We start from the raw sequence: 25,329 nt of genomic DNA, 5'->3' as shown, positions 1-25,329 counted from the left end.
AATTAAAATTGATAGAATCTTTCTGAAAAACAAGGGGGTAAATGGAATGAACATCTACGTACTCATGAAACGAACATTTGATACAGAAGAAAAAATCGTAATTAAAAACGGTGCAATTTACGATGGCGAAGCGGAATTCATCATCAACCCTTACGATGAATATGCAATTGAAGAAGCAATTCAAGTAAGAGACGCACAAGGTGGAGAAGTTACAGTTGTAACAGTCGGTGGCGAAGATAGTGAGAAAGAACTTCGTACTGCATTAGCAATGGGCTGTGATAAAGCTGTATTAATTAATATTGAAGATGACGTAGAAAATGGTGACCAGTTCACGACAGCAAAAGTGCTTGCTGAATATTTAAAAGATAAAGATGCAGATTTAATTTTAGGCGGAAACGTTGCAATTGATGGTGCATCTGGACAAGTAGGACCACGCGTAGCTGAAGCGTTAAATATTCCGTATGTAACGACAATTACAAAACTTGAAATTGACGGTACAAATGTGAAGATTGAGCGTGATGTTGAAGGTGATACAGAAGTGATTGCAACTTCATTACCAGTTTTAGTAACAGCACAGCAAGGTTTAAATGAACCGCGTTACCCATCGCTTCCAGGTATTATGAAAGCGAAGAAAAAGCCGCTAGAAGAATTAGAATTAGATGATTTAGATTTAGAAGAAGATGATGTGGAAGCAAAGACAAAAACAATTGAAATCTATTTGCCTCCTAAGAAAGATGCAGGAAAAGTGTTACAAGGCGAGCTGCAAGATCAAGTAAAAGAACTTGTATCGTTGCTCCATACAGAAGCGAAAGTAATCTAATAAAATACGAAATTATATATGCAGGAGGGAAAATCTATGGCTCGTAAAGTATTAGTAATGGGTGAAGTTCGTGATGGATCGCTACGTAACGTTTCTTTTGAAGCGGTAGCAGCAGCAAAAACAATTGCAGAAGGCGGTGAAGTAGTAGGTCTTCTAATTGGAGACAGCGTTGCCTCTTTTGCAAATGAATTGATTCATTACGGTGCAGATCGCGTTGTGACAGTTGAAAATGATAAATTAAAATCATATACATCTGATGGTTATGCACAAGCGTTTTTAGCTGTACATGCTGAAGAAAATCCAGAAGGTATTGTCTTTGGACATACAGCACTTGGCAAAGATTTATCACCAAAATTAGCAGCGAAGCTTGAAGCTGGTTTAATTTCTGACGTAACTGCTTTAGAGGTTGAAGGTGGAAATGTTATCTTCACTCGTCCAATTTACTCTGGTAAAGCATTCGAGAAGAAGATTGTAACAGACGGCATCTTATTTGCGACAGTGCGTCCAAATAACATTGCAACTCTGGAAAAAGATGAGTCTCGCAGCGGTGACGTATCTTCTATTACAGTTGATGTGAAAGATTTACGTACAATCATTCAAGATGTTGTCCGTAAAACGGCAGAAGGTGTGGATCTTTCTGAAGCGAAAGTTATTATCGCTGGTGGACGCGGTGTGAAGAGTGAAGAAGGCTTTAAACCATTAAAAGAGTTAGCTGACGTACTAGGCGGCGCTGTTGGGGCATCTCGTGGTGCTTGTGACGCTGAATACTGTGATTACTCATTACAAATTGGTCAAACTGGTAAAGTTGTTACCCCAGACTTATACATTGCATGTGGTATTTCTGGTGCGATTCAGCATTTAGCAGGTATGTCTAACTCAAAAATAATCGTTGCGATTAATAAAGATCCAGAAGCAAGTATCTTTAAAGTAGCTGACTACGGTATTGTCGGTGACTTATTCGAAGTTGTACCTCTTTTAACAGAAGAGTTTAAAAAGTTAAAAGTACATTCATGATTTTAGTACCCTTGAGTTCCAAGTGAAGTACCCCTATATATAGAAAAAGGTGAGAGATCCCCTGTCTCTCATCTTTTTAGTATTTAATCCGTATTTTTATATAGTATAAAGGAACATTTTTTTGTTACAATACATAACGATACATATTATTCGCCACGTATATAAGTTAATGATATACTCTTGGTAGAATATACTTGAAGGAGGAAATAAAATGGCAATTGTAAACGCAAATGACCAAAGCTTCGCAGCTGAAACTAGCGAAGGTGTTGTATTATTAGATTTCTGGGCACCTTGGTGTGGACCTTGTAAAATGATCGCTCCTGTATTAGAGGAAATCGATGCAGAACTAGGCGAAAAAGTAAAAGTAGTAAAAGTAGACGTTGATGAAAACCAAGAAACTGCTCGTCAATTCGAAGTAATGAGCATTCCAGCTCTTTTCGTATTAAAAGACGGTAAAGTAGTTGATCAAGCGTTAGGTTACAAACCGAAAGAAGCGTTAGTAGAATTAGTTTCTAAACACTTCTAAAATAAAAAAAGCTACCATTTGGTAGCTTTTTTTATTTTCTTTTTTACAGTCTTTCCGTTACAATAAAAGAACGTATGTTGGGTGTTTGGGCATAGTATGTTTTCAAGGGAAAATAAAAATGCTAAGTATGTAGAAATGGAGGGAGACGAGTGCACGAACATTTGAAAGAGAAGTTGGCTATTTTACCAGATCAACCTGGTTGTTATTTGATGAAAGATAAGCAAGGAACGGTTATATATGTCGGAAAGGCAAAAGTGCTTAAAAATCGTGTGCGCTCGTACTTTACTGGTTCACATGATGGGAAAACACTGCGGCTTGTAGGAGAAATTGTTGATTTTGAATATATTGTAACTTCTTCGAATTTAGAAGCACTTATTTTAGAGTTAAATCTAATTAAAAAATATGATCCGAAATATAATATTCAATTAAAAGATGATAAAACATATCCTTTTATTAAAATTACAGCGGAGAAGCAACCTCGCTTACTCATTACTCGAAACGTAAAAAAAGATAAAGGGAAATATTTTGGTCCTTATCCAAATGCACAATCTGCTCATGAAACGAAAAAACTGCTAGATCGTATGTATCCACTTCGGAAATGCACGAATATGCCAGATAAAGTTTGTTTGTATTATCATATGGGTCAATGTTTAGCGCCTTGTGTGAAAGAAGTGACGGAAGAACAAAATAAAGAAATTGTAGATGAAATTATTAAGTTTTTAAATGGTGGACATAAAGAAGTTCGTTCAGAACTAGAAATAAAAATGTATGAGGCCTCAGAGAAACTAGAGTTTGAACGTGCAAAAGAGTTGCGTGATCAAATTGCTCATATTGATGCGATTATGGAAAAGCAAAAGATGATTATGAGTGACTTAGTGGATCGTGATGTGTTTGGATATGCAGTGGATAAAGGATGGATGTGTGTTCAAGTTTTCTTCGTTCGAAAAGGAAAGCTAATTGAACGTGATGTTTCTATGTTTCCAATTTACGATGAACCGGAAGAGGGTTTTTTAACGTTTATCGGCCAATTTTATGAAAACAGTAGTCATTTTAAGCCGAAGGAAATTGTCGTTCCAGGAAGTATAGACTCGGAATTAGTAGAGCGCTTTTTAGAAGTGGAAGCGACGCAGCCGAAACGTGGTAAGAAAAAAGACCTTGTAGAATTGGCAAATAAAAATGCGAAGATTGCTCTTGAAGAGAAGTTTTACTTAATTGAACGTGATGAAGAACGAACGATTAAAGCGGTAGATCATTTAGGGAAGCAGCTTGGGATTGAAACGCCATATCGTATTGAAGCGTTTGATAACTCAAATATTCAAGGAACAAATCCCGTTTCTGCAATGATTGCTTTTATCGATGGGAAACCGGCGAAGAAAGAGTATCGAAAATATAAAATTAAAACGGTTCAAGGACCAGATGATTATGAGTCTATGAGAGAAGTTGTGAGGCGCCGTTATACAAGGGCGCTTAAAGAAAATTCACCTTTACCTGATTTGATTATTATTGATGGAGGAAAAGGCCATCTAGCGGCTGCAAGTGATATTTTAGAGAATGAGCTCGGATTATATATTCCGATGGCAGGTCTTGTAAAAGATGATAAACATAAAACCTCCCATTTAATTATTGGGGATCCACCGGAACCTGTGATGCTTGAGAGAAATAGCCAAGAATTTTATTTATTGCAGCGTATTCAAGATGAGGTGCATCGATTTGCGATTACATTCCATCGTCAATTACACGGGAAATCTGTCATTCAATCAGCATTGGATGATATTCCAGGAATCGGTGATAAACGGAAAAAGGTATTGTTAAAACATTTTGGTTCATTAAAGAAGATGAAAGAAGCTTCTATAGAGGAATTTGTCGAAGCGGGTATGCCGAAAAATGTCGCGGAGACGATTTATACGTATTTAACAGATAAGAAGACGTTGTAGTTTACAACGTCTTCTGTTTTTTGGTATAATTTCTGAAGATTTAAAATAAATGCATCTGAATGAAAATACAAAAAAGTCAACTAAACTGATATGTCTAGTTGACTGTAGGTAATGCTTACACTTCAATGAGATCTTTTATATCCCATTTTACAAGAAATGTAATAGAGTCAGAACGTTTTTTCTTTTCTTCGTATGACTCTGCAACGACGTTCCGTTGCTTTTGGATTTGTTCAGCGATGAATCCGGCTTCTAGTTGATAAGAAGAATGTCGTTTTTGTTTTTGACGTTCTGCGATGAGTGTGCCTTTAAGTTGGAACTGCATTTCACGACGCTTATGTTCAACAATGCTTAAAGTGCCCCAGCCAGCTTTTTCAAAGAACTGAATGACTTCTTCAATTGTTTCTAGCGGATATTTTCTTGCAAGGTTTCTACCAGACCAGTATAAAATACCATCTAAATCGTTGCCGATTAAATCAGGTAGTAATTCTTCACGTAGCAATTCATAAGCGAAGGCGTTCAATGAAACATCTTCTAAAGATGTTGTATCGATTGTATTTTTACTCACAATATTCCCCTCTTTCTATAGGGATTATTATATAACATTTCACATTTATAAAAACAGATTTTTCTTTAGGAAAATCTGAATATATAAGAAGAAAAAAAGAATTGGCAAATTATATGCAAATTATGTATACGTTTTCTTGACGCTTCGACAAAAATAGGAGTAAAATGAACTTGGTATCAAATTATGCTGAAATATTTCGAATAATTTTTTCAGTTTTTCTTATGCCAATAGTGAAAAAACATTATTGTCATAAACTAATCTGAAAACAGCAGTCAAACATTCAAGGGGGGTAATGGGGACATGAAAGGCCGCGAGTATACGTTTCGTAAGTGGCACTCATTAATGGGGGTCATCCCGGTTGGTGTCTTTTTGACGCAACATTTAATTGTAAACAACTTTGCAACACGAGGAGCAGAGGCTTTTAACAAAGCTGCAGGCTTTATGGAGCTCCTTCCATTCCGGTATGCGCTAGAAATTTTCATCATCTTTTTACCGATACTGTACCATGCTATATATGGCTTATATATTGCATTTACAGCTAAGAACAATGCGGTTTCTTACGGTTATTTCCGTAACTGGATGTTCGTTTTCCAAAGAATTTCAGGTATCGTTACGCTGATCTTCATTTCTTGGCACGTCTGGGAAACTCGTATTCAAGCAATGTTAGGTAAAGAGGTAAACTATGATATGATGGCAGATATTTTAAACAATCCAGCTATGTTTGCATTCTACTTAGTTGGTGTTGTTTCAACAATTTTCCACTTTGCAAATGGACTATGGACATTCTGCATCAGCTGGGGAATTACAGTATCTCCACGTTCACAAAGAATCTCTACTTATGTAACATTAGCTATTTTCTTAGGTTTATCTTATGTAGGTGTGAGTGCATTATTAGCGTTCATCGATCCACAGCTAGCAAACCAGTAAGGAGTGGGAGAGCATGAAAGGGAAACTTATAGTAGTCGGCGGTGGCTTGGCTGGCTTAATGGCAACGATTAAAGCGGCAGAAGCAGGAGTAAATGTTGAACTGTTTTCTTTAGTACCAGTAAAACGTTCACATTCTGTATGTGCTCAGGGCGGAATTAACGGTGCCGTAAATACGAAAGGTGAAGGGGATTCTCCATGGATCCACTTTGACGATACAATTTATGGTGGGGACTTCTTAGCGAACCAACCACCAGTTAAAGCAATGTGTGAAGCAGCACCTGGTATCATTCATTTAATGGACCGTATGGGTGTTATGTTCAACCGTACGGAAGAAGGACTTCTTGATTTCCGTCGATTTGGTGGAACGCAACATCACCGTACAGCATTTGCTGGTGCAACAACTGGACAGCAATTACTTTACGCATTAGATGAGCAAGTACGTCGTCACGAAGTAGCAGGACTTGTAACGAAATATGAAGGTTGGGATTTCTTACGAGCTGTTGTTGATGATGAAGGTGTGTGCCGAGGAATCGTTGCACAAGACTTACAAACTATGGAGATTAGAAGTTTCGGAGCAGATGCCGTGATTATGGCAACAGGGGGCCCTGGTATCATTTTCGGAAAATCAACAAACTCCATTATCAATACAGGTACAGCAGCTTCTGCTGTATATCAACAAGGCGCATATTATGCAAACGGTGAGTTCATTCAAATTCACCCAACGGCAATTCCTGGAGACGATAAATTACGTCTTATGAGTGAATCTGCACGTGGTGAAGGTGGACGTGTTTGGACATATAAAGATGGTAAACCATGGTACTTCTTAGAAGAAAAATATCCGGCTTACGGAAACCTTGTACCTCGTGACATCGCAACGCGTGAAATCTTTGATGTTTGCGTAGAGCAAAAACTAGGTATTAACGGTGAAAACATGGTGTACTTAGATCTTTCTCATAAAGATCCAAAAGAACTAGATATTAAACTAGGTGGAATTATTGAAATCTATGAGAAATTTACAGGGGATGATCCTCGTAAACTACCGATGAAAATCTTCCCAGCTGTTCACTATTCAATGGGCGGACTATGGGTTGATTATAAACAGATGACAAATATTCCAGGTTTATTTGCAGCAGGTGAGTGTGATTATTCTATGCACGGTGGTAACCGTCTTGGTGCAAACTCACTATTATCAGCAATTTATGGTGGTATGGTAGCAGGACCAAACGCAATTGAGTATATGAAAGGTCTTTCTAAATCATCTGATGCTGTTTCATCTACTGTATATGAGCAAAATGAATTAATCGAAACAGAGAAATTTAACAATATTTTAACGATGGATGGTAACGAAAATGCGTATGTTCTTCATAAAGAGCTTGGAGAATGGATGACAGATAACGTTACAGTAGTTCGTGAAAATAAAAAATTATTAGAAACAGATGCGAAAATTGAAGAATTAATGGCTCGTTACAAACGTATTAACATTAACGATACAGCAAGATGGAGTAACCAAGGTGCTTCATTTACACGCCAACTTGCAAATATGTTTGAGTTAGCACGTGTTATTACAATTGGCGCATATAACCGTAATGAGAGCCGTGGGGCGCATTACAAACCTGAATTCCCAAATCGTGATGATGCAAACTTCTTAAAAACTACGATGGCAAAATTTGAGGGAGAAGGAAATGCACCAGCATTCCATTACGAGGACGTTGATATTTCGTTAATTAAACCACGTAAACGTGATTATTCTTCAAAACACGATGTAGCTGCTAAGGGTGAAGAGAAGGGGGATAAACAACATGTCTGAGAAAACAATCCGCCTCATCATTACGAGACAAGACGGGCCAGATGCGCAAGCGTTTGACCAAGAGTTTGAAATTCCATATCGTCCGAATATGAATATTATCTCAGCACTTATGGAAATCCGTCGTAATCCTGTTGATTCAAAAGGGAACCAAACAACTCCGATTGCATGGGATATGAACTGCTTAGAGGAAGTATGTGGTGCATGTTCGATGGTGATTAACGGAAAACCACGTCAATCATGTACGGCACTTATCGATCAATTAGAGCAACCAATTCGCTTAAAACCGATGAAGACATTCCCGGTTGTACGTGACTTGCAAGTTGATCGTAGTCGCATGTTTAATGCTCTAAAACGCGTTAAAGCGTGGATTCCAATTGATGGTACGTATGACCTAGGTCCAGGACCAAGAATGCCTGAGAAAAAGCGTCAATGGGCTTATGAGCTTTCAAAATGCATGACATGTGGTGTTTGCTTAGAATCATGTCCAAACGTAAACAGTAAGTCTGACTTTATTGGACCAGCACCGTTATCACAAGCTCGCTTATTCAACTCACATCCAACGGGTGAAATGCATAAAGCAGATCGCTTACGTGCAATTATGGGAGATGGAGGACTAGCAAACTGTGGTAACTCTCAAAACTGTGTGCAATCATGTCCGAAGGGTATTCCTTTAACAACTTCAATTGCGGCATTAAACCGTGATACAACAATTCAATCGTTCAAAGATTTCTTTGGTAGCGATAATAACTATTAATAAATATTGCCTCTTCATATCGAAGAGGCAATATTTATAACTTTATTTTTCTGTTTATTCTGTTTATTTAAAGGTGAAAAGGGGAGATAACAATGAAGAGGATTTCTTATATTGAAGACTTTGAGCAATGGGAAAGTGGTTTTTCGTTTTACAACCCTGTAAAGGTTCGTTTTGGTGAAGTAGATATGTTTGGACATGTAAATAATGTCGTTGCTTTTACTTATTTTGAAGAAGCTCGTATTGCGTTGTTTAAAGAACTTGGATTTATGCAAGAGTGGACACATGCATCATCAGAAACGATGATCGTTGTTGCGGATTTACAATGTAATTTTATTAAGCAAATATATTTTGATGAACAGCTGAAGGTGTATGTAAAGGCAGGATCGGTCGGGAATTCTTCTTTAGATTTACATTATATGGTGAAGAATGCAGCAGGAGAGGTTTGTTTAGTAGGTCGTGGAATGATGGTTCAAGCGTCGAAAAAAACAGGAAGAGGCGAACCATGGCCTGAAGAATGGAAGAAGAAATTACTACAATAATAGAGTGAAAGAAAAATAAGAGAGCAATTTGCTCTCTTATTTTTTGTCTTCCATCGCTTCTTCTAATGTTAAGTGATGTTTATATAGGTATGTAGCGTATGGATTACCAACGTAGCGTAAGTGCCATGGTTCATATGCATATTCTGTTGTATCTGTTTTATCTTCTAAGTAACGAATGACAAAGCCGAATTCATGAGCGTGTTCTGCGACCCATTTTCCTTCTGCTGTCTCCCCGAAGATAGGCTCTAATTGAAATTTAGCTGATTTTGAACTAATATCCATTGCTAAACCCGTTTGGTGTTCACTTGTACCAGGAATTGCGCTTACCGAATTAGCTTCGGCTTTTCCTTGGCGTCTAACGTATGTATCATGCAACGATTTTTGGCGTTTGTATGAACGATAACCAGATACAGCTGTAAGATCAAGCCCTTCTTTTTTCGCAGCTTTAAACATGTTTTCAAGTGCCTCTGCAGCATCTTTTCGCAGCAATGTTTTTTCTTTATCTTTTGGACTAATAAATGGTACATTTGGTCTCGTTAAGTCTTCAGGAATGTATCCATCTGGTAGTTTTCGATGTTTATTAATTAAGACAAGATTAGATTTGGGATTTGTTACCACTGAAAAGTCATTGTCTATTTTCTTTGCATTATGATCAGCTTTTGGAAAAGCAGGAATCTCTTCTTTTTTATGGTTATTATGCTTTTGACTTTCGACAGCTTTTGCTTCATTATGTAGTGGTGTTTTAGAACCAAAGTAAGCGAAAGATGTGATCCCGATTACAATAGTAGTGGCAGAAATAATTATTATCTTTTTCATGATGCCTTGTAATCACAGTCCCTTCTTAATAAAATGTGTAATGTTTTTTTTATTATAAATCTAGTTTGTTGGAAAAGGAATATAAGAGTCATAACGTAATAGAAATGCAAAGAAAATGTCAGAAAATGTGTGAATTTGTAGTATTTTTTTATATAATTCATTTCTTATCTTTCATGAAATGCATTTTTTATGTAATATATATACATAAGAAGATGTAGCGATTATCGAGAATAGAGAACTTCTTGTATAGACTGGGAGTGAATGGGAATGGATTTTGCAACAATTATTGGACTTATTTTAGGATTTGTAGCAGTGGTAGTAGGGATGGTCGTCAAGGGCGCTGACATAACAGCCTTATTAAATCCTGCCGCAGCATTAATTATTTTTATTGGTACATTTGCTGCAGTATGTATTGCATTTCCGATGAATCAACTAAAAAGGGTTCCAAAACTATTTAAAGTTCTTTTTGGTTCAAATAAAAAGGATTTAAGTTATGAACAGTTGCTAGAATTATTTGTTCATTGGACATCTGAAAGTAGAAAATACGGTATTTTGTCTTTAGAGCAACAATTAGACAAAATTCAAGATGAATTTCTTTTGCGCGGTATGAAATTTGTGATTGATGGCGTATCCGCAGAAGATTTGGAGCAGATTTTGGAATCTGAATTAGAGGCAATTGAAGAAAGACATGCAAAGGGAGCTGCTATTTTTTCACAAGCTGGTACGTATGCACCGACATTAGGAGTTTTAGGTGCTGTTATCGGTCTTGTAGCTGCGCTTGGTAACTTAACTGATATTGAAAAGTTAGGTCATGCTATTTCGGGTGCATTTATTGCAACGATTTTTGGTATTTTTTCAGGTTATGTATTATGGCATCCATTTGCAAATAAGTTAAAGCAAAAATCTTCAGCTGAAATTGAGAAAAAACGTTTAATCATTGATTGTTTATTAATGTTACAAGAAGGTACATATCCGTTTATTATGAAGAACCGCATTTTAGGTGCACTTTCTGCAACTGAGCGTAAAAAGCTAGAAAAAGGAGCAGAAAAAAATGCGGAGTAAGAAAAATAGAAGAGGCAAAAAGAAAAAACATGATGAGCATATCGATGAAACATGGTTAATCCCATATTCTGATATGTTAACGTTGTTATTTGCATTGTTTATCGTTTTATTCGCAATGAGTAGTATAGATGCTGCGAAGTTTAAACAGATGGCAGTTGCTTTTCGAAGTGAATTAGCTGGGGGAACAGGTAACAAAGAATTTTTAAGTGATCAAAAGCCAAATGATGAAAAAGAATTATCAGCAAGTAGCCTTGAGGCAGAACAAGCAAAAAAACAAGAAGAAGCTAGAGCTAAAGAAAAAAAAGAGATGGATGAATTGAAAGCATTACAAAAAAAGATTGATCAATATATTAATGAAAAACAATTATCCTCTTCTTTTCAAACTAAATTAACTGAAAAGGGATTAATGGTGACAATATTAGAAAATATACTGTTTGATTCGGGGAAAGCAGATGTGAAATTAGAATCTTTAGGGATTGCAAAAGAGATGTCTAGCTTACTTGTTTCAGCGTCACCTCGTGAAATTACAGTATCGGGTCATACGGATAATGTCCCTATTGCCAATGCGCAGTTTGCGTCGAATTGGGAATTAAGTACGCAGCGGGCAGTTAATTTTATGCAAGTATTACTGCAAAATAAAGAATTACAACCAGAAAAATTTAGTGCGATTGGATACGGAGAATACCGTTCAATTGCTCCAAACGATACACAAGAAGGAAAGGCAAAGAATAGACGTGTGGAAGTATTTATCTTGCCTTTAACAGAGAAAGTAAAATAAAAGAGGATGGCGAATGCCATCCTCTTTTATTTTACATCAAATGATTTTAAGTTGTCGCGACGGATTTTATCTTTTTCTGCATCTGATTTTTTGAAATCATAATCATATAAAGCGCCTTCCCAATCGCCATACATTGGATTCGGGAAAATAATGAATTTCTCACCAAATTGTGCTTTTGAATCTGCTACTGTTTGGTTACGATCTTTTACAGATTTTCCATCAAAACCTGTGAAATCAGATAAGTTATCACCGAAGAATAAGACAATATCATGAGTTTGAGAAACGAGTTCACGGCGTTTTTCTTTTCCTTTTTCTTTCGGATCTTGTAGTAATATATGTTCTTTCGTTGCTTGAGGAGCACCTACACGCTCAAGATTTTTAATTGTCGCATCTAGTTGATTCGTTTTACGATTTGAGATGTAGTAAATATCTACACCTTTAGACTCTGTATATTTTAAGAAATCAATTGCGCCTGGAAGGGCTTCAGCCTCAGCTTTGTTAATCCAATCATCCCATTTGTAAGGATAGCCTTTGCCTGTTTTTACGCTCATTGCTTGATGAGGACTGTTATCTAAAACAGTTTCGTCTAAATCAAGCACGATAGCAGGTTTTTTCTCTGTCCCTTTTGCAAGAATTGCATCAAGCTTTAATTGACCAATGTTGTACCCTTGGTAGTAAAGTGCTTTCGTTTCACCGGCTGTTTGATACCATAAATCAGCCATTAATTGTTGTTCTGTTAATTTTACTTTCTCTTCTTTCGCCACTGTTTTCTCTGGTGTTCCTGAACATGCTACAAGTGATGTAGATAGAACTGCTACAGATAATAAAGTGGTAATGCCCCTCTTCATCTTCATATGTATCCTCCTTGATGTTAGAAAATCATTTTATATTATATATTAAAATATAATATTTTTATATGAACATTTGCATATTGTCTTTTGTATATATAGTAGTATGTCCTATATTAGAAAGATGAGCAAAATAATAATAGTTGTTTTGACAATTTTTATTGTCGTAATGACAATTATAATTGACAAAAAGAACTTTGTTATTTACAATTTTAACTAAATAGAACAAATGATGGATTAATGACGATGTTTACATATAAGAGGATGAAGCGCGGTGCTATATTTTGTCTTGAATAAACATAGTCTTTGAAAGAGAGTACGAATGATACTAAAGGGGAGGCTTTATACTTGAGTTTACAAATTCAAAACTTAACGAAACAATTTGGGGAATCAAAAGCAGTTAACGGTTTGCAAATTTCGTTACCAAAAGGTGAAGTACTAGGGTTACTTGGACGAAATGGTGCAGGGAAAACAACAACAATCAAAATGCTTCTCGGATTATTAACGCCTAATGAAGGTTCGATTACATGGGATGGAAAAGCATTTGGAAATAGTGGTGTAACAATTGGGTATTTACCAGAAGAAAGAGGTTTATATACAAAAAGTAGAGTAATAGATCAGCTGCGATATTTTGGTAGATTAGAAGGAATGTCGAAGAAAGAAGTGGATCACGCTATTGATCACTGGTTAGAGCGTTTAGCGATACCAGAATATAAATTTAAAACGGCTGGAGAGCTTTCAAAAGGGAATCAGCAAAAAATCCAATTAATTGCTGCTCTTCTTCATAATCCGGAACTTCTCATTTTAGATGAACCATTCAGCGGCCTCGATCCAGTTAATGCTGGGATGTTAGCTAGTATTATTGAAGAACAAGTACAGAGCGGAAAGACGATTATTTTATCAAGTCATCGTATGGAACAAGTAGAGGCTTTTTGCCAACATGTATGTATTTTGAAAAAAGGTGAAGCAGTCGTAAAAGGACAGCTAAGTGATATTAAGAAAGAATACGGTTTCCGTAATTTAACGATTGAAGATACAGTAGAGAATGAAAAGGGATTAGAAGCTATACATGTATCGTATGAAAAACAACAAGGCCTTCTTTATGTGAAAGTACAAGACGATGCGGAAGCTCTCAAGATTTTGCAACAGTTGCAAGAGCAAGGTGTTAGCTTACGACAATTCAAAATGTTAGAGCCGACGTTAAACGAAATCTTTGTAGAGAGGGCGAAATAACGATGCGTAAATTTTCTCACGTATTTTCATTTTATTTTAGGGAAGCATTTTTATCTAAAAAATCATTAATTACGAGTGCGATTTTATTTTTAGTTGTGTTTGGGATTTTTGCATTTAATCATTTTACTTCAGGCGATGATAAAAATAAGGATAAAGATAAAATTGCAGTTGTAGTAGAGAGTTCCACATATAAAGTACAAAAAGATGAGCTAAATAAGCTATTGCCATCAGCAAAAATAACAATTGGTTCAAAGGATGATTTTGATAAACTGCATAAGCAAGTAGAAGAAGGCGATTTAGATGGTCTATTCCATGTGACGGAAAAGGATGGGGCTCCATCGATTACATATATGTATAATGGATTTCCAAGCCAAGCAACTTCTGCAATTATGGCAGGATATTTAAAGCAACAATATACGATGGTGACGATTGCCAAAAATAATGTTTCAACAGAAATTGCACAGCAATTACAAACAGAAATTCAAGTAAAGCAAGAAGCGATAAAAGATCGTACATCTTCTTTCGGAATTGCCTATTTCTTTACATTTGCTTTATATATGTTTATTGTAGCGTTCGGAAATACAATCGCAATGAATATTGCATCTGAAAAGGCGTCACGTGTAATGGAAGTAATGCTTCCGAAAGTGAAGCCTCTTACGATGATGTATGCGAAAATTTTAGCGGTTGTTTCAACGGCGTTATTGCAACTTGTCATATTGGCGTGTGGTTATCTTATTCCATATTTGTTAGGTTGGGTCGATTTAGAAAGTGCCTCACTATTGGGTATTCCAATTGACTTCACGAAATTAGATGCAAAGGTTATCAGCATGTTTCTTGTTTATTTCATTACGGGATATTTACTTTATGCGATGATGTATGCTGCTGCTGGAGCTGTCGTGTCTAAGACGGAGGATTTACAAGCTGTATCTTTCCCGGTAATGATTTTAATTATGGCTGCATTCTTTATTAGTATTAAATCATTAAGTGATCCGAATAGTACTATCGTCGTTGTAAGTTCTTACGTTCCATTTTTTACACCGATGGTTACCTTCTCACGTATTGTAGCTGGTGAAGCAGGTATGCTAGAAATTACGATAACATTAGCAGTCTTATTGGCGACAATTGCGGTATTAAATGCTGTTACAAGCCGCATTTACGTAAACGGCGTAATGAATTACTCAGATAAAGTGAAATTTAAAGATTTAGCGAAATTTATAAAGCGTCAATAATGAGAGAAAAGCATGATTTCCTATTGAAATCATGCTTTTTCTTTATGTATAAATTAAAAATAGTATATAATGATAAGAGTCGTCTTTTAATAGAATGAATAAAAAGGAGGGTGTGCAGATGGGGATTAGTAGTCGTTTTACAGTAGGTGTTCATATGCTGACATTACTTGCGATAGATCGAAACTCTCGCTGTACCTCTGAATGGATTGCCGGTAGTGTGAATACAAATCCAGTTGTGATTCGTCGCATTACAGGAATGTTGAAGAGAGCAGGACTTGTTGATGTACAAGCTGGTAAAGGTGGTACGACACTTGCTCGAGATTTAGAAGAAATTACATTACTTGATGTATATAAAGCAGTGGAAGTTGTAGAAGAAGGACAGCTATTTTCCTTCCATGAAAATCCCAACATTGAATGTCCAGTAGGAGCTAATATTCAATCAGTATTAGAAATTATTTTAATGCAAGCGCAAGAAGCGATGGAAAACGTACTTGCAAATGTAACGGTAGATCAATTAGTTACAAATTTAAAGTCTAAAATGAAAGAATAAAAAAAGCGAGCTTCCTCATAATGAGGGCTCGCCTTTTTTTATTCAGAAATATTGAAAATTCTATTTTTCAGTATTTAAAATGAATTTACCTACGATAGCTGCGAAGATACCACCAAGAATTGGTGCTACGATGAATACCCATAGTTGAGAAAGTGCTTCTCCACCAACAAATAAAGCTGGTGCGATACTACGAGCTGGGTTAACAGATGTTCCAGTTAACGGAATTCCTAATAAGTGAATTAAAACTAATGTGAAACCAATTACTAGTCCAGCTAAAGAAGAACTTCCTTTTTTACCTGTTACAGCAACGATAACTAAAATAAATACGAAAGTTAAAATGAACTCAACTAAAAATGCTCCAGATAAACCAAGAGTTCCGAAACCATTTTGTCCTAAATTATCTAAAGGTGTTTTAGCAGATTTTAAAATTGTTACTAACGTTGCAGTTCCTAATAAACCACCTAAAATTTGAGCTAATACATAATAACAAAGTTCCATAGCGTTCATTCGTTTGTTGATGAACATAGCTACTGATACTGCTGGGTTAATGTGACATCCAGAAATTGTTCCGATGCTATATGCCATAGCTACAATAGATAGACCGAAAGCCATAGCGATTCCTAATGTTCCAATTCCTTCAATTCCGCCGCCAGTGACAGCTACTCCAGTTCCGAATAATACAAGTACAAATGTACCAATAAATTCAGCGATTGCTTTTTTTAACATAATTTACCTCCTATTAATGCGCATGAAACGTATTATAACATAAGTTTTAGTATAAGCAGCCAATGAAATACTATTCTGATAAGGCGAAATAGGGGGACAATAAAAAAGAGTATGGTTCATCTCTATAGAACCATACCCTTTTTTTATGCTGATTTTTTCTGTTTAACGACTGGAACAGAACGGTTTAAAATACTATTTGCAACCATTCCTAACATTATAATAATCATTCCGATGAGAGAAAGCCCTCCAGGGAGTGAACCATTTAAGAAAATGATTTCTCCAAGTACGGTAAAGACCATCGTTCCAGCTTGTGTTGCTTCAACAGCTCCAAGTAGAGCGAGGTTATCTTTTGCTAAGTCAGTAGCAAAGAAAAATGTCATCGTTGCAATAACGCCGGAACATAATGCTAACAAAAATCCTTGAAGCATTTGGTTGGATGTTGGAATGCCAGTAGTAGAAAATCCGTATATACCAAGCAAGATTGTTATAGGAAGGCTTCCAATTGCCATTCCTAATACACGTTGGAACGTATCAAGGCGTTCACCAACAAGCTCCATCATTTTTCGGTTACCGAACGGATATAAGAAAGCGGCTAATACGACAGGTAAAAAACCTGAAATGAACTGAGTCATTGTAATATGGCCTGCGGCAGTTGCTTGCATACAAATTACACCAAGTAAAATAAATAATGCAACATATAAGCTACGAAGTGGAATTTTTCCACGTACAAGTTTCGTACCTGATTTTGTTTCTATTTTCACGAAAAATAGTGGTGATAGTAGTAAACCAGCTAAAATCGTAACTTGCCAAGTTCCAGCAACGAGCCAAGCTGGAGAAAAGACAGCTGCGAAACTTAATAAAGAATAAAAACCAATACCGGCAACAGAACCCCATCCGATCCATGCCAATGGATGTTTTTTTAACTCTTCCCATAATCCCCTAAAGTTTTTGCGAAATAAAACGATAAGGAATAAAATAGGAAGAGCAAATAAAAAACGGAAGGAAGCTGTCCAAGCCCAGCTCGTTCCAGATACATTCATTGCTCTATTAATAATAAAGGTTGCAGAAAAAAAGGCCGATGATAAAAGACCTAATAAAATTGCGCGCATGAAGTATAGCACTCCTTTCGAAAATAAATAATTATGTATAGTATGATATACTTTTAATTATTGAAAGTAAACTATTTTATACTTTAAGGTGGTTTTATATATGAAAGAAAATGAAGATATGCAAACGAAAGAAGTCATTCAACAAGTTGGACAGTTATTGAGACAAATTCGAAATGAACAGAAATTAAGTTTAGAAGAATTAGCTCATAAAACAGGAGTTAGTAAATTAACATTAGGAAAGATCGAAAGAGGGGAAACAAATCCGACGCTAGCTGTCATTTGGAAAATAACGAAAGGGTTATCAATTCCTTTATCCAGATTAATGGTTGTTGGAGAACCTGTAGCTGTTGCGCGCTGTGGAGAAGGATTTGCAGTAGATGAAGGACAAGCGTGGCATTTAGAAACGATGTTCCGTTATACGAAAGAAACAGGGATGGAAATGCACCGTGCTTGTTTACGATCAAATAGTATATATGAGCCAGAAGCTCATCATGAAGGTGCGATTGAGCTTGTAACGGTAATGAAAGGGAAAGTGTCTATTCAAGTGGAGAATGATGTATACGAATTAAATGAGTTTGATTCCATTCAATTTGAAGCGAATAAGAAGCATATTTATAAAAATGAAGAAGAAGAAGTGGCGGTATTACATTTAACGATGAAATATTCTTCATGAAAAAATCACCTATAGGCTTCTATAGGTGATTTGCTCTTCTTAAGTATGTGAAATGATGCCGTTAGTACGAACGTGGCATAAGTAATAAACAAATGAAATAAACTAAAAATCCTGTCCCAAAACATAAAACAGCAATAACCCAAATGATACGAATAAGAGTAGAGCTAATATCAAAATATTCTCCTAAACCACCACATATACCAAATAGCATTTTATCAGTTTCGGATTTACATAACTTTTTTGACATATTCCAATCAACTCCTTTTTATATCAAACTGCATACTTTTATTCTATATGGAAATTTATGAGAAGACTATGGGGTTGTATTACATTTTTTTGTGAGAAGTGATCGTATTAATTGTCTTAATTTTCAGTGGATATTAAACTTGTAGTTATGAGGTGATTTTTAATAAAGGGTGGGGAAATAGAGATGACAGTATATTGGTTGACTAACGTAATGCTTGAATCAGGATATACATATGAAGAAGAGAGAATTTCACAAACAGAAACAGAATTATGCAGTTTACTTATTGAAGATGGTCGAATTAAAAAAATTATAAAAGGGATTGTTCAAGAGGAAGATATAGTAACTTTTGATGCTAAGCACTTATTAATGTTGCCAGCTTTCAAAGAGATGCACATTCACATTGATAAAACATATTATAGTGGCCCATGGAAAGCTTGTATGCCAGCAGAAAGTATTTTTACACGTTTTAATGAAGAAGAAAAAATTTTACCAAAGCAATTAGCGACTGCCAAAAATAGAGCGGAAAATATGCTAGAGTTACTACTGCAAAATGGTGCAACGAATATTAGAACGCATTGTAATGTTGATCCAATTATTGGGCTTGGTAATTTGGAGGCGACGTTAGCGGCATTAGAAACATATAAAAATCGAGTATCTAGTAGAATTGTTGCGTTTCCGCAACATGGATTATTGCGCAGTAATTCTGTACAACTCGTGAAAGATGCGATGCGTATGGGTGCTCATCTAGTCGGAGGAGTAGATCCAGCTACAGTGGATAATGACATCGAAAAGTCATTACATACAATTATGGATATCGCAGTAGAATTTAATGCGGATGTTGATATTCATTTGCACGATGCGAATAATCTTGGAACGTTTACGATGAAGAGATTGGCAAGTTTAACAGAAGAAGCAGGATGGCAAGGCCGTGTAACGATTAGTCATGCACTTGGACTTGGTGGTGTTACTGATAAAGAGGCTGAAGAAGTGTCAGAAAGACTCGCAAATGTAAATATTGATATTACTTCAACAGTGCCAATTGGTAAACAAGTAATCCCAATTCCGTTATTAGATAAAAAAGGTGTTAAGGTTTCATTAGGCAATGATAGCATTACAGATCATTGGTCACCGTTTGGAACAGGTGATATGCTTCAAAAGGTGAATCGATTAGCAGAGCGTTTTGGGTGGAGTGACGAAAGGTCTTTAGGAAAAGCACTCCGCTTTATTACAGGAGGAAAAGAAACGTTAAATAATGAAGGGAAGCGAGTATGGCCGAATATAGGGGATGAAGCGAACTTTGTTTTGACGAATGCGACATGCGCTGCTGAAGCAGTAGCGCGTCAAACAGAAAAACGTTTAGTCGTGTATAAAGGAAATATTGTTGTTGGAAGTTTAAATGAGGTGGAATTAAATAATCTTGTGTAGAAGAATCGTTTAAATATTTTGAGGAGGGTTCTAATGGTGAGTATAGAACTCTTCTTTTTTATTCTTACAATATATTTTTATAGGAAAGCTAGAAGGGATGAAAAAATTGGACAATCAACATAACCAAAATCATATTATGGGAACTTTGCAATGGTTTATATTTTTATTAGCAAATTCAATAGCACTACCAATTGTCGTTGGCGGATTATTTCATCTTACGACGGAAGAAATATTTTATTTAATGCAGCGTACGTTTTTTGTAGTTGGTATATCTTCTTTTTTACAAGGGTGGCTTGGGCATAGACTGCCAATTGCGGATGGGCCGGCTGGATCTTGGGTTGGTGTATTTACCGTACTTGCTTATGCAACGGCCGGACAGGATCAATTACATAGTACACTGCAAATTTTAGAATTAGGAATGATAATCTCCGGTGTTATTTTAATAGGATTAGGAGTAACTGGTTTTATAGGACGTATTTTATTTTTATTTACGCCGCTTGTGACAGGGACGTTTTTACTTTTATTATGTTTACAATTAAGTGGTGTATTTTTAAAAGGAATGTTAGGAATTACAGCTACTATTTCTCAAATCGACGGATTTACAGCAATGATTGCGTTTAGTATATTTCTGTTCGTTATTATACTATCTAATTTTGGAAAAGGCTTTGTCAAAAGTTATGCAGTTTTAATAGGATTAATTAGTGGGTGGATTATTTTTCTCATTGCAGGAAAAGTGACAATCCCATCTCAAGTAACTCATTTTGTGCAACTTCCACATATATTTGCTTGGGGACTTCCAAAATGGAATACAGGTATGGCTGTATCAAGTTTCGTTATGGTATGTATTTTAGTTTCGAATACGGTGGCAGCTATTATAGCAATTAATCAAGCAACTATTCATAAAGCGACTATTGAACAAAAACAGTTGAAAGATGGAACATGGGTTGGGGGGATTTCACATCTCATCTCTTCTGTATTTTCAACTGTAGGTGTCGTTCCGTTACCAGCAACGGCAGGATTTATACGTTTAACAAAACAAAAGTATATACGATCGTTCTTAATGGCATGTGCGTTACTAGTCGTAATGTCTCTTTTTCCAAGTATTATTCGTTACTTAGCATCTTTACCATCAGCTGTCGCATCGGCTGTTTTAATGGCTTCGTTCGTACAGTTAATTGGAATTGGATTTAATAATATAAAACAAGTGCCGATGAGTGAAAGGAATGTAACGATTTTAGGCGTTGCAGTATTATTTGGCAGCGGCGTTATGTTTTTACCGTCTGGAGCACTCCAATCCTTGCCGTCTGTTATGCAATATATATTCGGTAATGGTTTATTTGTAGGTACGGTTGTAAGTATATTGCTAGAACAAATATGGCGCGTTGGAAAGTAAGTGGATAAAAAGAGTGTACGCACTGTATAAAAGTCTAAAATAACATAGGAAATAAAGCCCATTTTCATTCACCACCTGCACATTTCGTTCATACAATATCTTGACTAAATAAACACCCAACTTACACATACACAGCTCTGGCTTAAGCAAGGAGGGTTATACCAGTTGAAGGAAAAAGCGTATCAATCTAAACCTTTACTCACAAAGAGAGAGAGAGAAGTATTTGAATTGCTGGTTCAAGATAAAACAACGAAGGAAATTGCAGGTGAACTTTTTATAAGTGAAAAGACAGTTCGCAACCACATCTCAAACGCAATGCAAAAGCTAGGGGTTAAAGGACGTTCACAAGCAGTTGTGGAGCTTCTTCGTATGGGAGAGCTCGAATTATAAGAAAGCAGCCGACTTTTATATAAAAGTCGGCTATTTTTTGTTTGCTTCACTTGCTATATGAATGATAAGAACACTCCATACATAAATAGGTAATAAGGAGGGGATATGTTGAAAAGGATACTGTTAGTTTCAACAAGTGCTCATGATATGAATGGACACCCGACTGGTTTGTGGCTGGAAGAGCTCGCAGCTCCTTATCATGTATTTAAAAAGGCTAAGTTTGATGTTGATATTGTTTCAATAAAAGGCGGGAGAGTGCCTATAGATAGAGTGTCTATTCCGAATGGTATACCTCGCGAATTCAAGCATGTAGCTTCTTTATTGCAAAATACGAGGCCGATTTCAAATGTTCATTTTTCGGATTATGATGCGGTTTTATTTGGTGGTGGGCACGGGGCGATTGTAGATTTTCCAGGTAATCCATATGTAGCAAATTTGATTGAGAATATGTATAACAATAACCGGATTGTAGCGGCTGTTTGTCACGGAGTAAGCTCCTTAGTCGGTGTGAAAAATAAGGATGGCTCGTTTTTTGTTGCGGGTAAGCGTATAACAGGTTATACAAACGATGAAGAAAGAGCTGTACATTTAGAAAAGCGCGTTCCGTTTTTGTTAGAAAGTAAGTTGAAAGAAGAAGGAGCTTTGTTTTATGTAGCCCCAAATTTTACGCCGCATGTAGTAGTAGATGGTCATTTAATTACAGGACAAAATCCACAGTCTAGCGTGGAAATAGGTAAGGCTATAAAAAGGGCTGTAAATAAATTATCGTCATTTTAATTTCTGCTCATTTCTTCTTATTAATGGGAATGTCTTCTTTTCAAAAAAAGATGGAGCAATGAATATGCACTTTATATATAAGAAACCGACTTTCTTATAGAAGGTCGGTTATTTTTCTATCTTGCAAATTACGAAAAAAAGGAGCAAAATAAAAAAGGTCCTAGTCTATACATGGGAAAATGAAAATTTTCATACAGAAGCATTTGAAGTGAGCGAACTTAAAGTGTGTAAAATATAATGATAAGCATAAAAGATGATGAATGAGAAAACGGGTGATGAAGTTGAATAGAGCAATCGGTGTTATCGATTCAGGAGTTGGCGGTTTAACAGTAGCAAAGGAATTAATTCGTCAGTTGCCGAAAGAGCGTATCATATATTTAGGAGATACAGCACGTTGTCCTTATGGTCCACGTTCTCGAGAAGAAGTACGTCAATTTACGTGGGAAATGACGGAGCATTTACTAGATTTAAATATTAAAATGTTAGTTATTGCGTGTAATACAGCAACTGCAGTTGTATTAGAAGAGATGCAAAAACAATTACCAATTCCAGTAGTAGGAGTTATTCACCCAGGATCACGTACAGCTTTAAAAGTGACAAACACGTATCACGTTGGGATTATTGGAACGATTGGAACGGTGAAAAGTGGTGCATACGAAGAGGCGTTAAAGTCTATTAATAACCGTGTTATGGTAGAAAGTTTAGCTTGTCCACCTTTCGTTGAACTTGTAGAGAGTGGGAATTTCGAAAGTGAAATGGCGTATGAAGTTGTAAGAGAAACGCTGCAACCACTGAAAAGTACCGATATTGATACACTTATATTAGGGTGTACACATTATCCGATTTTAGGACCTGTTATTAAAAAAGTAATGGGAGATAAAGTGCAACTAATTAGTTCTGGTGATGAAACAGCACGTGAAGTAAGTACAATCTTATATCATAGTAAAATGTTGAATGAAGGAGAAGAACAAAGCGATCATCTCTTCTTAACAACAGGAAAAATAGGCTTGTTTAAAGAAATTGCATCAAAATGGTTCGGTCAACCGATTGAAAATGTGAAGCATATTCATTTAGAAAAAGAATAATAGTAGAATTTATATAAGTGAGCTCCTGAGAAATCAGGAGTTTTTGTTTTATCTTGCTATTTGCTGGGTAGTAAGACCCCTGCTGATTAAAGTTTCAATTTATAAGAGGCACAGCTTGTTCTAAAACGTGAAACAGCTCGTATACATAATAGTACAAACTTAGATTTTAGGGGGGAATGGCATGCCTAAATCCACTTTTAAATGGGTTGTTGGTGCTACTGTGAGCGCTGTTTTACTAACAGGGTGTGGCTTTATAAATCAAGAGAAAGCAACTGAACAAATTGATCCGCCAAAACAAGTTACGTATACAGAGGGTGGGAAGAAAGAAGTAGCTAAAAAAGATAAGCAAGGGCAAATGGTAAATAGAGAACTATACCTTGTTGATAAAAATGGTTATGTTGTACCACAAACGTTAGCTATACCTACTCCGAAAGCAAATGAGACTGTGAAGCAAACGTTAGAATACCTTGTGAAAGATGGACCGGTAACGAATTTATTACCGAATGGGTTTCGTGCAGTCATTCCGGCGAATACAACGATGACCTTAGATTTGAAAAAGGACGGAACGGCAGTTATTGATTTCTCTAAAGAAATGAAAAACTATGCGAAAGAAGAAGAGCGTCAAATCGTTGAATCTATAGCTTGGACGTTGACGCAATTTACAGAGATAAAACAAGTGCAGTTCCAAATAAATGGTGAGAAATTGGCAAAGATGCCGGTTGGTGGTACACCGCTTGGTGAAGGAGTGAGCCGTGCAAATGGTATTAACTTCGATGATGAACAAGTAGCAGATGTAACAAATACAAAACCAGTCACACTGTATTTTATGGCGCAAAATAATAATAAACAGCAATACTACGTACCAGTCACACGCCGCGTTGCAGAAGGTAAAGAAAATGACTATGCAGCAATTATAGATGAACTTGTAAAAGGTCCGATCCATCAATCGCTCCTGAATGATTTTAATCCAGGCGTTAAGCTTATTACGAATCCGAAATTACAAGACGGAAATCTTACATTAAACTTTAATGAAAATATATTTGTAAACCCAGATAAAAATATGATTTCAAATTACGTATTGAAGTCGTTAGTTTTATCTTTAACAGAAAAGAAAGGTGTGAAAAATATTTCTATTGAAGTAAATGGAAAAGCAAATCTTATAGATGAAAAGGGCGGAAAGTTAATAAAACCTGTAGATCGTCCAGAAAACGTGAATACAGGTAGTTTTTAATCGTCAATAATTTGATATACTTAAGTAAGAAAGAGGAATTGCTTTTTGGGTTCCTCTTCTTTTATTGTATACATATCATACATTTAAATTTGGCTATACTAACAAGTAGTTATGAGGAGGTTATTTTTATGCGAGTAGATGGTAGAGAGAAAACAGAATTACGCCATATACATATTCATACGAATTATTTAAAACATCCAGAAGGATCAGTATTAATTGAGGTTGGGGATACAAAGGTGATTTGCTCAGCGACAATTGAAGAGCGTGTCCCGCCATTTATGCGTGGAGAAGGAAAGGGCTGGGTAACAGCTGAATATGCGATGATTCCACGTGCGACAGAACAACGTACAATTAGGGAGTCAAGTAAAGGGAAAGTAACAGGACGTACAATGGAAATCCAGCGCTTAATTGGACGAGCATTACGTGCGGTAGTTGACTTAGAAGCGCTTGGTGAGAGAACGGTTTGGATTGATTGTGATGTTATTCAAGCGGATGGTGGAACGAGAACAGCTTCTATTACAGGTGCATATGTAGCGATGGTATTAGCGTTTGAGAAGTTATTACAAGCAGAAAAAGTATCTAAAATTCCAGTAAAAGATTATTTAGCAGCAACGTCAGTAGGAATTGTTGAAGAGCAAGGTGTTGTTTTAGATTTAAACTATGCAGAAGATTCTAAAGCAGACGTTGATATGAATGTAATTATGACTGGAAAAGGTCAGTTCGTTGAAGTGCAAGGAACTGGAGAAGAAGCGACGTTTAGTAGAGCGCAGTTAAATGAATTACTTGATGCAGCAGAACAAGGCATTTTCCAACTGATTGATATGCAAAAAGAAGCGTTAGGTGACATCGTATCTCATATAGAGTAGAGGTG

Annotated in this window: 27 protein-coding genes; 21 read left to right on the top strand and 6 right to left on the bottom strand. The window is 36.3% G+C overall.

Annotated features, from left to right (window positions below):
• Positions 1-46 precede the first annotated feature (46 nt).
• From etfB to uvrC, 4 genes are all read left to right on the top strand, one after another.
• Positions 47-820, top strand: coding sequence for an electron transfer flavoprotein subunit beta (gene etfB / locus DN407_RS22335; RefSeq protein WP_001029028.1), 774 nt, complete (start codon positions 47-49; stop codon positions 818-820).
• Between the two features lie 36 nt (positions 821-856).
• Positions 857-1,834, top strand: coding sequence for an electron transfer flavoprotein subunit alpha (gene etfA, locus DN407_RS22330; RefSeq protein WP_000101943.1), 978 nt, complete (start codon positions 857-859; stop codon positions 1,832-1,834).
• 211 nt (positions 1,835-2,045) lie between these two features.
• The gene (gene trxA / locus DN407_RS22325; protein ID WP_001018943.1) at positions 2,046-2,360 is read left to right on the top strand and encodes a thioredoxin; all 315 of its coding nucleotides are present in this window, start codon (positions 2,046-2,048) and stop codon (positions 2,358-2,360) included.
• 149 nt (positions 2,361-2,509) lie between these two features.
• Positions 2,510-4,294 carry an excinuclease ABC subunit C gene (uvrC, locus tag DN407_RS22320; protein ID WP_000544296.1) on the top strand — a complete coding sequence of 595 codons (1,785 nt, stop codon included), beginning with the start codon at positions 2,510-2,512 and terminating at the stop codon, positions 4,292-4,294.
• Between the two features lie 115 nt (positions 4,295-4,409).
• Here the strand turns inward: uvrC and DN407_RS22315 are convergent, their stop codons facing one another.
• Complete coding sequence (locus DN407_RS22315) at positions 4,410-4,859, bottom strand: YslB family protein (protein WP_000042226.1); 450 nt, start codon at positions 4,857-4,859, stop codon at positions 4,410-4,412.
• A 300-nt stretch (positions 4,860-5,159) separates the two neighbouring features.
• On the opposite strand from DN407_RS22315, the gene sdhC reads away from it, so the two are divergent.
• The 4 genes from sdhC (at position 5,160) to DN407_RS22295 (ending at position 8,886) form a co-directional block, all read left to right on the top strand.
• Positions 5,160-5,786, top strand: coding sequence for a succinate dehydrogenase cytochrome B558 (gene sdhC, locus DN407_RS22310; RefSeq protein WP_000678354.1), 627 nt, complete (start codon positions 5,160-5,162; stop codon positions 5,784-5,786).
• Between the two features lie 13 nt (positions 5,787-5,799).
• The gene (sdhA, locus tag DN407_RS22305; protein ID WP_000676750.1) at positions 5,800-7,593 is read left to right on the top strand and encodes a succinate dehydrogenase flavoprotein subunit; all 1,794 of its coding nucleotides are present in this window, start codon (positions 5,800-5,802) and stop codon (positions 7,591-7,593) included.
• On the top strand, positions 7,586-8,347 hold the full coding sequence (sdhB, locus tag DN407_RS22300) for a succinate dehydrogenase iron-sulfur subunit (RefSeq protein ID WP_001291827.1): 762 nt from the start codon (positions 7,586-7,588) through the stop codon (positions 8,345-8,347). The genes sdhA and sdhB overlap by 8 nt, the downstream gene beginning before the upstream one ends.
• 92 nt (positions 8,348-8,439) lie before the next feature.
• A complete protein-coding gene (locus DN407_RS22295; protein ID WP_000822734.1) occupies positions 8,440-8,886 on the top strand; it encodes an acyl-CoA thioesterase in 447 nt (148 codons plus the stop codon).
• Positions 8,887-8,922: 36 nt separating this feature from the next.
• Here the strand turns inward: DN407_RS22295 and DN407_RS22290 are convergent, their stop codons facing one another.
• Positions 8,923-9,702 carry a M15 family metallopeptidase gene (locus DN407_RS22290; RefSeq protein WP_000720201.1) on the bottom strand — a complete coding sequence of 260 codons (780 nt, stop codon included), beginning with the start codon at positions 9,700-9,702 and terminating at the stop codon, positions 8,923-8,925.
• Between the two features lie 267 nt (positions 9,703-9,969).
• On the opposite strand from DN407_RS22290, the gene motA reads away from it, so the two are divergent.
• On the top strand, positions 9,970-10,764 hold the full coding sequence (gene motA / locus DN407_RS22285; RefSeq protein WP_000344853.1) for a flagellar motor stator protein MotA: 795 nt from the start codon (positions 9,970-9,972) through the stop codon (positions 10,762-10,764).
• Positions 10,754-11,542 carry a flagellar motor protein MotB gene (motB, locus tag DN407_RS22280; RefSeq protein ID WP_001256734.1) on the top strand — a complete coding sequence of 263 codons (789 nt, stop codon included), beginning with the start codon at positions 10,754-10,756 and terminating at the stop codon, positions 11,540-11,542. The genes motA and motB overlap by 11 nt, the downstream gene beginning before the upstream one ends.
• A gap of 26 nt (positions 11,543-11,568) precedes the next feature.
• On the opposite strand, the gene DN407_RS22275 is transcribed toward motB, so the two are convergent.
• A complete protein-coding gene (locus DN407_RS22275; protein ID WP_000782767.1) occupies positions 11,569-12,396 on the bottom strand; it encodes a 5'-nucleotidase, lipoprotein e(P4) family in 828 nt (275 codons plus the stop codon).
• Positions 12,397-12,738: 342 nt separating this feature from the next.
• On the opposite strand from DN407_RS22275, the gene DN407_RS22270 reads away from it, so the two are divergent.
• From DN407_RS22270 to DN407_RS22260, 3 genes are all read left to right on the top strand, one after another.
• Positions 12,739-13,623, top strand: a complete 885-nt coding sequence (locus DN407_RS22270; protein WP_000058117.1) for an ABC transporter ATP-binding protein — start codon at positions 12,739-12,741, stop codon at positions 13,621-13,623.
• 2 nt (positions 13,624-13,625) lie between these two features.
• A complete protein-coding gene (locus DN407_RS22265) occupies positions 13,626-14,852 on the top strand; it encodes an ABC transporter permease (protein ID WP_149216637.1) in 1,227 nt (408 codons plus the stop codon).
• A 118-nt stretch (positions 14,853-14,970) separates the two neighbouring features.
• Positions 14,971-15,402 carry an Rrf2 family transcriptional regulator gene (locus tag DN407_RS22260; protein ID WP_000512998.1) on the top strand — a complete coding sequence of 144 codons (432 nt, stop codon included), beginning with the start codon at positions 14,971-14,973 and terminating at the stop codon, positions 15,400-15,402.
• A 60-nt stretch (positions 15,403-15,462) separates the two neighbouring features.
• Here DN407_RS22260 and DN407_RS22255 read toward each other — a convergent pair whose 3' ends face one another.
• Positions 15,463-16,128: an aquaporin gene (locus tag DN407_RS22255; RefSeq protein ID WP_000913213.1), complete on the bottom strand. Its 666-nt coding sequence runs from the start codon at positions 16,126-16,128 to the stop codon at positions 15,463-15,465.
• Positions 16,129-16,271: 143 nt separating this feature from the next.
• A complete protein-coding gene (locus DN407_RS22250) occupies positions 16,272-17,237 on the bottom strand; it encodes a DMT family transporter (RefSeq protein ID WP_149216636.1) in 966 nt (321 codons plus the stop codon).
• 100 nt (positions 17,238-17,337) lie between these two features.
• Here DN407_RS22250 and DN407_RS22245 point away from each other — a divergent pair, with 100 nt between their 5' ends.
• Entirely contained in the window at positions 17,338-17,910 is a 573-nt protein-coding gene (locus DN407_RS22245) for a helix-turn-helix domain-containing protein (protein WP_000661924.1), read from the top strand.
• 61 nt (positions 17,911-17,971) lie between these two features.
• Here the strand turns inward: DN407_RS22245 and DN407_RS22240 are convergent, their stop codons facing one another.
• On the bottom strand, positions 17,972-18,157 hold the full coding sequence (locus DN407_RS22240) for a PspC domain-containing protein (RefSeq protein ID WP_000038411.1): 186 nt from the start codon (positions 18,155-18,157) through the stop codon (positions 17,972-17,974).
• Positions 18,158-18,340: 183 nt separating this feature from the next.
• On the opposite strand from DN407_RS22240, the gene DN407_RS22235 reads away from it, so the two are divergent.
• The 7 genes from DN407_RS22235 (at position 18,341) to rph (ending at position 25,324) form a co-directional block, all read left to right on the top strand.
• On the top strand, positions 18,341-19,582 hold the full coding sequence (locus DN407_RS22235; RefSeq protein WP_098340797.1) for an amidohydrolase family protein: 1,242 nt from the start codon (positions 18,341-18,343) through the stop codon (positions 19,580-19,582).
• Positions 19,583-19,679: 97 nt separating this feature from the next.
• Entirely contained in the window at positions 19,680-20,975 is a 1,296-nt protein-coding gene (locus DN407_RS22230) for a purine/pyrimidine permease (RefSeq protein WP_000732141.1), read from the top strand.
• A 165-nt stretch (positions 20,976-21,140) separates the two neighbouring features.
• Positions 21,141-21,365 (top strand): spore germination transcription factor GerE, encoded by a 225-nt coding sequence (gene gerE, locus DN407_RS22225; protein WP_000659484.1) that lies wholly within the window; start codon positions 21,141-21,143, stop codon positions 21,363-21,365.
• Positions 21,366-21,470: 105 nt separating this feature from the next.
• Positions 21,471-22,142, top strand: coding sequence for a type 1 glutamine amidotransferase domain-containing protein (locus DN407_RS22220; protein ID WP_000919605.1), 672 nt, complete (start codon positions 21,471-21,473; stop codon positions 22,140-22,142).
• A gap of 275 nt (positions 22,143-22,417) precedes the next feature.
• Positions 22,418-23,227: a glutamate racemase gene (gene racE / locus DN407_RS22215; RefSeq protein ID WP_000774005.1), complete on the top strand. Its 810-nt coding sequence runs from the start codon at positions 22,418-22,420 to the stop codon at positions 23,225-23,227.
• A gap of 181 nt (positions 23,228-23,408) precedes the next feature.
• Complete coding sequence (gene gerM, locus DN407_RS22210) at positions 23,409-24,458, top strand: spore germination protein GerM (protein WP_001126746.1); 1,050 nt, start codon at positions 23,409-23,411, stop codon at positions 24,456-24,458.
• 128 nt (positions 24,459-24,586) lie between these two features.
• Complete coding sequence (rph, locus tag DN407_RS22205; RefSeq protein ID WP_001261765.1) at positions 24,587-25,324, top strand: ribonuclease PH; 738 nt, start codon at positions 24,587-24,589, stop codon at positions 25,322-25,324.
• The last annotated feature ends 5 nt before the right edge of the window (positions 25,325-25,329 follow it).

It is taken from the genome of Bacillus sp. JAS24-2 (assembly GCF_008274905.1).
Taxonomy (GTDB): domain Bacteria; phylum Bacillota; class Bacilli; order Bacillales; family Bacillaceae_G; genus Bacillus_A; species Bacillus_A cereus.
Note: the sequence above shows the minus strand (reverse complement) of the source record. Positions and strands in the feature narration are given on the sequence as shown.

Bases quoted from the DNA above. Each gene is read 5' to 3' on its own strand.
- etfB (WP_001029028.1), top strand. From the start codon at position 47: ATGAACATCTACGTACTCATGAAACGAACATTTGATACAGAAGAAAAA.
- etfA (WP_000101943.1), top strand. From the start codon at position 857: ATGGCTCGTAAAGTATTAGTAATGGGTGAAGTTCGTGATGGATCGCTA.
- trxA (WP_001018943.1), top strand. From the start codon at position 2,046: ATGGCAATTGTAAACGCAAATGACCAAAGCTTCGCAGCTGAAACTAGC.
- sdhC (WP_000678354.1), top strand. From the start codon at position 5,160: ATGAAAGGCCGCGAGTATACGTTTCGTAAGTGGCACTCATTAATGGGG.
- sdhA (WP_000676750.1), top strand. From the start codon at position 5,800: ATGAAAGGGAAACTTATAGTAGTCGGCGGTGGCTTGGCTGGCTTAATG.
- sdhB (WP_001291827.1), top strand. From the start codon at position 7,586: ATGTCTGAGAAAACAATCCGCCTCATCATTACGAGACAAGACGGGCCA.
- DN407_RS22295 (WP_000822734.1), top strand. From the start codon at position 8,440: ATGAAGAGGATTTCTTATATTGAAGACTTTGAGCAATGGGAAAGTGGT.
- DN407_RS22290 (WP_000720201.1), bottom strand. From the start codon at position 9,702: ATGAAAAAGATAATAATTATTTCTGCCACTACTATTGTAATCGGGATC.
- motA (WP_000344853.1), top strand. From the start codon at position 9,970: ATGGATTTTGCAACAATTATTGGACTTATTTTAGGATTTGTAGCAGTG.
- motB (WP_001256734.1), top strand. From the start codon at position 10,754: ATGCGGAGTAAGAAAAATAGAAGAGGCAAAAAGAAAAAACATGATGAG.
- DN407_RS22275 (WP_000782767.1), bottom strand. From the start codon at position 12,396: ATGAAGATGAAGAGGGGCATTACCACTTTATTATCTGTAGCAGTTCTA.
- DN407_RS22265 (WP_149216637.1), top strand. From the start codon at position 13,626: ATGCGTAAATTTTCTCACGTATTTTCATTTTATTTTAGGGAAGCATTT.
- DN407_RS22260 (WP_000512998.1), top strand. From the start codon at position 14,971: ATGGGGATTAGTAGTCGTTTTACAGTAGGTGTTCATATGCTGACATTA.
- DN407_RS22255 (WP_000913213.1), bottom strand. From the start codon at position 16,128: ATGTTAAAAAAAGCAATCGCTGAATTTATTGGTACATTTGTACTTGTA.
- DN407_RS22250 (WP_149216636.1), bottom strand. From the start codon at position 17,237: ATGCGCGCAATTTTATTAGGTCTTTTATCATCGGCCTTTTTTTCTGCA.
- DN407_RS22245 (WP_000661924.1), top strand. From the start codon at position 17,338: ATGAAAGAAAATGAAGATATGCAAACGAAAGAAGTCATTCAACAAGTT.
- DN407_RS22240 (WP_000038411.1), bottom strand. From the start codon at position 18,157: ATGTCAAAAAAGTTATGTAAATCCGAAACTGATAAAATGCTATTTGGT.
- DN407_RS22235 (WP_098340797.1), top strand. From the start codon at position 18,341: ATGACAGTATATTGGTTGACTAACGTAATGCTTGAATCAGGATATACA.
- DN407_RS22230 (WP_000732141.1), top strand. From the start codon at position 19,680: ATGAAAAAATTGGACAATCAACATAACCAAAATCATATTATGGGAACT.
- DN407_RS22220 (WP_000919605.1), top strand. From the start codon at position 21,471: ATGTTGAAAAGGATACTGTTAGTTTCAACAAGTGCTCATGATATGAAT.
- racE (WP_000774005.1), top strand. From the start codon at position 22,418: ATGAAGTTGAATAGAGCAATCGGTGTTATCGATTCAGGAGTTGGCGGT.
- gerM (WP_001126746.1), top strand. From the start codon at position 23,409: ATGCCTAAATCCACTTTTAAATGGGTTGTTGGTGCTACTGTGAGCGCT.
- rph (WP_001261765.1), top strand. From the start codon at position 24,587: ATGCGAGTAGATGGTAGAGAGAAAACAGAATTACGCCATATACATATT.